Annotated in this window: 9 protein-coding genes and 1 pseudogene; 2 read left to right on the top strand and 8 right to left on the bottom strand. The window is 49.2% G+C overall.

The annotated features are described in order from the left end of the window. The 4 genes and pseudogenes from CAFE_RS11835 to CAFE_RS11850 all read right to left on the bottom strand — a co-directional run. Positions 1–418 (bottom strand): annotated as a pseudogene (locus CAFE_RS11835) (glycine-rich domain-containing protein); the annotation flags it as partial. After that, positions 418–1,464 (bottom strand): siphovirus ReqiPepy6 Gp37-like family protein, encoded by a 1,047-nt coding sequence (locus CAFE_RS11840; RefSeq protein ID WP_166525129.1) that lies wholly within the window; start codon positions 1,462–1,464, stop codon positions 418–420. The gene CAFE_RS11840 and the pseudogene CAFE_RS11835, both read right to left, overlap by 1 nt. Before the next feature lie 15 nt (positions 1,465–1,479). Next, positions 1,480–2,328 carry a phage tail domain-containing protein gene (locus CAFE_RS11845; RefSeq protein ID WP_156990767.1) on the bottom strand — a complete coding sequence of 283 codons (849 nt, stop codon included), beginning with the start codon at positions 2,326–2,328 and terminating at the stop codon, positions 1,480–1,482. 4 nt (positions 2,329–2,332) lie between these two features. Then, on the bottom strand, positions 2,333–4,810 hold the full coding sequence (locus CAFE_RS11850) for a hypothetical protein (protein ID WP_156990768.1): 2,478 nt from the start codon (positions 4,808–4,810) through the stop codon (positions 2,333–2,335). Positions 4,811–4,879: 69 nt separating this feature from the next. Here CAFE_RS11850 and CAFE_RS11855 point away from each other — a divergent pair, with 69 nt between their 5' ends. After that, positions 4,880–5,371 carry a hypothetical protein gene (locus tag CAFE_RS11855; protein ID WP_156990769.1) on the top strand — a complete coding sequence of 164 codons (492 nt, stop codon included), beginning with the start codon at positions 4,880–4,882 and terminating at the stop codon, positions 5,369–5,371. A gap of 8 nt (positions 5,372–5,379) precedes the next feature. Here CAFE_RS11855 and CAFE_RS11860 read toward each other — a convergent pair whose 3' ends face one another. Together CAFE_RS11860 and gpG are read right to left on the bottom strand one after the other, a co-directional pair. Further along, positions 5,380–5,583 carry a hypothetical protein gene (locus tag CAFE_RS11860; protein WP_156990770.1) on the bottom strand — a complete coding sequence of 68 codons (204 nt, stop codon included), beginning with the start codon at positions 5,581–5,583 and terminating at the stop codon, positions 5,380–5,382. 53 nt (positions 5,584–5,636) lie between these two features. Next, a complete protein-coding gene (gpG, locus tag CAFE_RS11865; RefSeq protein ID WP_156990771.1) occupies positions 5,637–5,954 on the bottom strand; it encodes a phage tail assembly chaperone G in 318 nt (105 codons plus the stop codon). A gap of 141 nt (positions 5,955–6,095) precedes the next feature. On the opposite strand from gpG, the gene CAFE_RS11870 reads away from it, so the two are divergent. Further along, the gene (locus CAFE_RS11870; RefSeq protein WP_166525130.1) at positions 6,096–6,503 is read left to right on the top strand and encodes a DUF2513 domain-containing protein; all 408 of its coding nucleotides are present in this window, start codon (positions 6,096–6,098) and stop codon (positions 6,501–6,503) included. Here CAFE_RS11870 and CAFE_RS11875 read toward each other — a convergent pair. Then, positions 6,490–6,681, bottom strand: coding sequence for a Thoeris anti-defense Tad2 family protein (locus CAFE_RS11875; protein ID WP_156990773.1), 192 nt, complete (start codon positions 6,679–6,681; stop codon positions 6,490–6,492). The genes CAFE_RS11870 and CAFE_RS11875 overlap by 14 nt on opposite strands. Before the next feature lie 14 nt (positions 6,682–6,695). Beyond that, the gene (locus CAFE_RS20495; RefSeq protein ID WP_156990774.1) at positions 6,696–7,130 is read right to left on the bottom strand and encodes an Ig-like domain-containing domain; all 435 of its coding nucleotides are present in this window, start codon (positions 7,128–7,130) and stop codon (positions 6,696–6,698) included. Positions 7,131–7,285 lie beyond the last annotated feature (155 nt).

Raw genomic sequence — 7,285 nt, forward strand, 5'->3', positions numbered from 1 at the left:
TGATTGCCGTGGCGCCAGCGGGGATGCTTATCTCAGCAAGTTTAAGGTCGTACTGCTCCGCGCTGCGCGTAATCTGCGGCGCAATCGGGCTGCTTGAAAATGTCCCCGTCAAGACCTGCGCCGTGATCGACCGTTCGTTGACGTCCCACCGCAGGACAAGCGCGTCAATACGGTTTAAAATGCCGTCGGCGTTGTCTACCGTCAGTGTCATAGGTCCGTCATTACGGTAATAGTAGCCGTTGATCCATGCTTTTCCGGCGGGGACCGAAACCGCCATTGTACTGCCGTCCGCCGTAACCGCAAGATCGCCATCATACGTACCGTTGCTCAGGAATGACGCGACCCATTTCGCCAGAAAATCCGATGTGTATTCCCGGTCACCGTTGACGTCCGGGAAGAACCCGCTCGTTTCAGCCATTATGTATCATCTCCTAAATCTAAAGTTTCCGGCAGAGGATTCCCACAGGTCGGTGTTATCGTTTCGACCCCGTTTTCATAGACTTCCTCGACCTCGGTAATCCGTTGATTCAGCAGGATCCCCCATTTCTCAAAGCTCACAATGTCGCCGAGGTCCCAATCAGTGAGATATTGAAAATTCTCCGTATCCACAGCACTCGCGCTGAAACTTTCCGACTTTACCGCATCCGCCAGCTTTTCCACGCCGCGCTGAGTAAGCTGCGCCTGATAGTCCGCAAGCGATAAATCGCCCTGCTGCATGTCGCGGGCATCGACCCACAATTCACGGCGCGGTTCGCCACCTGTCTGATCGACCGTGACGATGGTTCGGGCGGCGCCCTCGCCCTCCCCGGCGACATAGGCATAGTTTTTATATCCGGTGTTGTCCAGCGTGTATGACGCGCCACTGATATTTTCGTTTTCCCCGCTGAACACGACCCACGGATTGACCGACTGCGTAACGCTGTGGTCGATTCCGTCGTATGCTTCAAACACCCATTGCTTATTCGGTGCGTCCAGCCGGACGCGAAATCCGAGCGGCGCGGCCCTGCCGAGTGCTTCACAGACGGCGAGAACGCCTTTTCCGGTCGCCTGAAAGCCGCATGTGGGCGTAAATCCCCCGGCGACACCGAGACCAAGCCCCGCAATAGGCCGGGCAGTGATCGCGTTGTCGAAAACAATTTGCCGCATGGCGTCCTCGACCGTGCCGCTGAAATTGATCGTCGGCGTGACGATACGCTGATCCAGCATACTTGACCCCATCCGGCCGGTCGCGACAATTTCGTCACCACTGCCATCGTCCGGCGTATCGATCTCAATTCCTTCGATGATTCCGGCTTCGTCGCGGTCCAGACGATGGATAATGTTGCCCTCGGCCAGTAACGCGATGTTGTCCGCGGTCGCCGGCGCGTGGAGTTCAAATTCTCCGGGCTCAAAAAACCGCCTTCTCCATCGCAGGGAAGTAAACCCGTCGAGCACGCCCTGCTGTTCCAGCGCGGCGTTATACACGTACAGTTCCGTCGATCACACCCCCCAATAAGCCTGTGTGCTGAGGATGGACACGCTCAGGTTGTCGATTCCGGAATCCGCGTTGTACCGAAATAAATTATCCCCCTGGTAGGCTTTCAGCCACTTAGGGGGATAAAGCATTTTGTTATTGATGTTGGTGGTTACGCCGCCGGAAATCAGCTTGATGCGTTTGTTGCCGTCGCCTGTCGTGATGACAATCCGGTCCCCGGCGTGCATCGTCGTGCTGATCTGCATCAGCTCGCGGCGGTTAATATCGTACAAGGACGGGTTGACGACCGTACCGGAGGCCCGGAACGTGACCGTAAGGCCCATCGGGACGGCGGAATCATTACGAACATTGCCAATCAGGGTATTGACTTTTTCTGTAACCTTGAACGGATTTATGATGCGCAGCGGGAATCGAATTCCGCCCCGCCAAATGGCGAGCTGCGTCAGCTGATCGTCCAGCGCGTAAAACTTCGGGTCGGGGCAGATCAATGACACCGTCAACGTTCGCGTCGTGTCATTATCATTGCCGCCCGGTTCAACCTTTTCCACGTAGTAGGCAATCTTCCGGGATTCGTTATCCTCATAGTAATACAGGGTTCCGGCAGAGCGCGGTTGAAAGAATGAATATAGACGATTCCGCTGTGTCAGAAAATCAGCCTTTTTTACGTCCAATGCGATCACGATGTTTCGCAGTTTCGCATCAGAACCGTTGTAGTTTTCGCCGTCCTGCCCGGAATTTTTCGACGTATAGACATTGTACTCCGTTCCGAGGCCGTCGGCTGATGCAATCCAAATGGGATCAAACCACCCGAAAGCGATCTGCTCCCCGGATTGATTTTCACAGACTATTTTCATAATATCACCTGCTTTTCAACCTTGCTTGCCTTAAAAGATTCCGCGTCTGCCGCGCCGTTTCAGACGGTGTAAGGGCTTTCGGGCTGGTATTGTACTGATAAAAAGTAAAGGTCTGAGCGGACGGCGAGGGCGACGAGGGCACAGCATAAACAGGCTGCAATGTTTGCACGGGCGCCACTGATGCCCTGTTGAGCGCCGCGGCAAGGTCCTGGGCTAGGCCTTTTATCCATGCCGCATTATGCTCAAGCGGGATAACAGCTTCTTTCCCGGCTTCACCGATCATGGCCAGCGTTGCTTTGTCGACGATCCCGCCGGAAGCAAGATATGGAATTTTAGGAATATTTATTCCAAATCCTTTTCCGCCCACTCCCGGTACCCAATCCGGAAAGTCGAAATGGATTCGATTCAGCCCGGAGATAAGTAAGTTGATTCCGGACAAAATGAAATTGATTCCCGATTTAAAGACTCCTATGATACCGTCCCATATTCCCTGAAACCACTCCGCTACTCCACCCCATACGCCTTGTATGGCGCTCCATGCGCCGGCAAAGACGTCTGAAATCATGTTGGGCTTAAAGTGGCTTATGATACTATTCCATACATTTCCAAACCAGGCACCGACCGCATTCCAAACGCCCTGAATTGCACCCCAGGCGTTTTTAAAACCATCCGAAATCAGGTTAGGCTTGAACACGCTGATAATTTTGTTCCACACACCCCCAAACCAACTACTTACGCCGCTCCATATTGATTTGATGCCGTTCCAAGCTGCTCCGAACGTGTTTGAAAACCAGCTCCCGACTGCCGAAAACGCCCCCTGAATCCCTGACCAGGCATTTTTAAAAAAGTCTATAAACGGGCCTGAGAACCAGTCGCCGACAGCCTGCGCGGCGGATTTTATTTTGTCCCACAAACCGATCCAGAAATTACGAAAGCCCTCGCAATTATTCCAAAGGATTGCAAACGTCGCTACAAGCACTCCGATTGCTATAACGATAAGTCCAATTGGGTTTGCAGACAACACAATATTCATCGCCTCTTGGGCTGTTTTAGCACCCTCTAAGGCCAACTTCAATTTTTTTATGGCTGATATAGCGGAGCCGACTATACCAGCTATCTTCCACGCAACAAATGCCGCCGCTATCCCAGCAATAATTCCTTTAATTGTTCCACCATTTTGATTCATAAAAGTAAAGAAATCTTTTACAGACTGTGCTGCATTTTTGACTGTCTGAAAGATTTCGTCTTTATGAGCAATAATTGCACTTGCTACATCTTTTGCTTTTTGTGCCAGCTGCGGAGCGATTTCTTTTATCAGTGGATTCAAAGACTTATACATATCGTTGATCATCGGTAGAAATGCGGCACCGACGGTCTGCTTCATGTCTTCAATATTCATCTGAAAAATTCGGGACTGGTTCGCCATCGAATCGTTTGACGTTTTCGCAAAATCGCCCTGTGCATCTTTGGTTACGGAAAGCAGATAATTGTAACGCAGTGTGGTTTTTTCGGACTGGGACATGCTGCTGTAGGATTTGTCGATTCCTTGCGACATAGCATAAGCCTGTAAATTGGCTTCGCTCATGTTAATACCGAGTTGTTTTAGCGGCTCCGTTTCACCGGATATGCCACTACGGATTTTCTCCCACATCTCGTCCGTTCCCACGTTGTAGAAAGAAGACATGTCCCCGGCCAGCTGAACCAACGATTTTGACATAGCCGCGGCAGACGATTCTGTAATTCCGCTGGATTTGAGCATGGCACCCATAAATCCAGACCATTGTGTTGCCGATGTCTTTCCGATCCCTGCACTTTCTGCTGTGGTGTCTGTCCATGCCTCAATAGATTTCGCACTTGTTTTAAAAGTGGATTCTACAACATTCTGTGCTTCAACAAGATCGCTCGCACTCTCTGCAAGATTGTAAATGCCCTGTATGGCGCTTTTAAACCCCAGACCTGCGCCAATTGTAGCAAACGCGCCAAGGATAGACGATTTCAAGTCGCTAAAATGGGATTTCACGCTTGATGTAGAGTCTTTTGATTTTTTCGCGAAGTCTTGAAACGCTTTTCCGAGTTTTGCGGAAGATGATGTACTTTCTTTTTCTTCTTTTTGCGCCGTCTGCAGGGCAGACTGATATTTTTTCAGTTGCCCTTCCGTGCCTTTAATTTTTCCCTGCATATCAAACATCTGTTTAGCAAGGCTTTGCGCTGACTTGCTGTCAGCCCCTTGCTCAGATACTGCTTTCTGATATGCTGAGTTCAGAGTATCGAGAGCCTTGCGCTGTAAAGTAAGCTTATCCTGCAAAGATGATACACGAGAAGACAGCCCTTGCGTAGAGCTGCTCCAGTCGCCCATGACGGCAGCGGACGCGCGAAATCCGGTTTCAATGGACTTGATTTGCTTGTTTAATTCGGTGATCCCGCGTTTAAATTCTGTCGTATCAAGGCCAATTTTTCCAGTAAGATCGTTTTCAGAAGACATCGTCTCACTTCCTTTTCAATGTAAGCGGTGGTATAATAAGGAAAAATTAAATCAAATGGGGGTAATATAATGCCAATCTTCGGCAAAAAAGATAAAAGCGGTAATTTAGCTGCTAATTTTGCCCTAGCAGCTGGATTTGAAAGCTGGTCAAGTGGGAGCGCGGTTCGGTTAGTTCAAAACGATGAAAAACAGCAAATATCAATCGAGCCGCGGCTTGGAAAATCAGAGCCATTGACTTTGAACTACTCCCAGATTATAAAGGCAGAAAAAATCAGTGAAACTGAAATTTCAGAGAAGAAAAAAAGCGTGGTAGGGCGCGCTGTTGTTGGAGATTTGTTACTTGGACCTCTTGGTGCTGTTATAGGTGGCGTATCAGGAACAGGGAAAAAAGAAAAGAGTACCACAAAAGAATACTTTGTTATCAACTATCATCCAATGTCTAGCCCAAGAGACTTGAGTGTAATTTCTTTTGAAATCGTTGGAGCCACATTGCATTTTTCAAATTTTTTAGACGCACTGCAAAAAAAGATTACAAGCCGACCAATCAGTCACCAACTATGATAATACCGCTAAAAAACATTCCCAATTTCGTCAGCTTTTTTCACCTTGTATGGCTTTCCGCCGCGATAGACTATATTCTCGTCACCAGTCAGTGGATTATTTCCACTGACTTTTTCTTTTTCCTTGCAGTACCAAAAATACAAGGGCAGTAATAAGTCTATATCGGTTTCCTGCAACTGTTCCAGCGTATAATGCTTGAGCATATCAATCATCGCGAGTTCCGGGCCACACCACCATTGCTCATCGTAAGTGACGGAACCGCAATTTACTTCTTCTGCGGTTCCGCTTCCGCGTTTGGGTTGGTACTGATAATTTCAGCCGATACGGCGCTGATTGCGGCCATTACTTCCTTTGCGTCCGCATGTTCGTTCAAATCGTCAGGTGTAAAACGATTTTTAAAAAGATCGCAGAGAAATCCGGTCATTTCATCAATATCTCCACTTTCGTTTTTGCTCTCACTGAGTTTGTCAAAAACGGAAACTGCTTTTTTCATCATCCCCCACGGAATGATGCAGAGCTTATAGGTTTCTTTGACTTCCCCGTTATCATCGTAGATATGTAATTCAATCGGCTTTTTTAACATTAAAATTCCTCCGTCAATTTAATTTTCCGTGCTCCGCGTTCACGCGCGCGGAATACGCATATATGGGCCGGGGATACCGGCCCTGTTTTGTTGCTTTCTCGTCATTTTCGTTGTAGAATTATGGCGAAAGGAGACAAGAATATGGAATTAAATCCTGACTGCATTCGCGATATCATGCTTGCAATTGAAAGCATGCAAAGCCTTGACTCTGAACTTGTGATTTGTCATACCTATTTGTCAAAACTTGCAGAGTCAGAAAGATTAGCGAAATACCCAAAGGAAGATATCGCCTATACGCTATTAAAGTTAAGCGAGGGCAAGTTGATCAACGCGACCCCATCATACGGCGGTGGGAAGATACTTAACTTTTATGTTTCTGACCTGACATTTGATGGCCACCAATATCTTGACAAGATCAGAGACGCTGAACGATGGAAAACCGTGAAGTCTGTAGGAAACAAAATAGGCGATTTCTCTTTATCCGCAATCGAAAAAATTGCGGAAGGCGTTACCAGCGCAGCAATCAGTAAATTGTTTAGCGCTCCGTAATCGCTTCCCAGTCGTTGGCAACTAAATCTTCCTTTGTCGGCTCCCACCGTGGGGCCGACTCTTCTTTGCTAAAAAACACGCATGCAAGTTCGCTGCTTGTCGGTTTAATGCACCAATCTTCAGGCCATACCGCGCGCCTTATTCCTTTGCCTTGCCGAGCAGCTTCTGCGATGTCCATCCCTCATGCCTCCGTCATGCTACCGTAAACTTTATTACCGTGGTTTCCTGCGTCTGCCCGTAAACGTCCTTGACGCCCGCGACGATGATGCTGTATACGCCTGCCGAGGTAAGCGCAGCGGTCGGCGTGATCGTCAGGACCTTCCCCGCCGCGTCGTAGGACTTGGTAGCCGCTACGAGCGTCCCGTCCGACTTGATCAGCGTCACGGCATCCTCGGCGATCGCGTTGCTGAAGGTCAATGCGGGATGTACGCCAGCCGCTACACCCGTCGCGTTATTGGCCGGATTCGAGGTCATGGTCAGCGCTCCCGGAGCCCCGAGTGTTTCGGGAGTCTGGACCTGTGAAAACCATGCTTCCGCGCCGGAAAAGGCTGCGTCCGTAGTGTCTGCCTGAACGCCTTTTGCCCCTTTTTTCGTCCCGTCGGGCATCGTGAATTCGTGAACCGTCACAACGCCGGTATAGGTGAGGTCAACAGTGTTAGGGAACCTCTGAACAAATGGCGCAGGAAGAGGAATTCAGAGAAAAGGGATTCAAGAGGCGTTCCAAACTGAATGATTACGTCGAATTTCAACGCTATACTCCTGAATTTATTTCCACTTTTGCG

This window comes from Caproicibacter fermentans (assembly GCF_009746625.1).
GTDB lineage: Bacteria > Bacillota > Clostridia > Oscillospirales > Acutalibacteraceae > Caproicibacter > Caproicibacter fermentans.

Bases quoted from the DNA above. Each gene is read 5' to 3' on its own strand.
- CAFE_RS11845 (WP_156990767.1), bottom strand. From the start codon at position 2,328: ATGAAAATAGTCTGTGAAAATCAATCCGGGGAGCAGATCGCTTTCGGG.
- CAFE_RS11850 (WP_156990768.1), bottom strand. From the start codon at position 4,810: ATGTCTTCTGAAAACGATCTTACTGGAAAAATTGGCCTTGATACGACA.
- CAFE_RS11855 (WP_156990769.1), top strand. From the start codon at position 4,880: ATGCCAATCTTCGGCAAAAAAGATAAAAGCGGTAATTTAGCTGCTAAT.
- CAFE_RS11860 (WP_156990770.1), bottom strand. From the start codon at position 5,583: ATGATTGATATGCTCAAGCATTATACGCTGGAACAGTTGCAGGAAACC.
- gpG (WP_156990771.1), bottom strand. From the start codon at position 5,954: ATGTTAAAAAAGCCGATTGAATTACATATCTACGATGATAACGGGGAA.
- CAFE_RS11870 (WP_166525130.1), top strand. From the start codon at position 6,096: ATGGAATTAAATCCTGACTGCATTCGCGATATCATGCTTGCAATTGAA.
- CAFE_RS11875 (WP_156990773.1), bottom strand. From the start codon at position 6,681: ATGGACATCGCAGAAGCTGCTCGGCAAGGCAAAGGAATAAGGCGCGCG.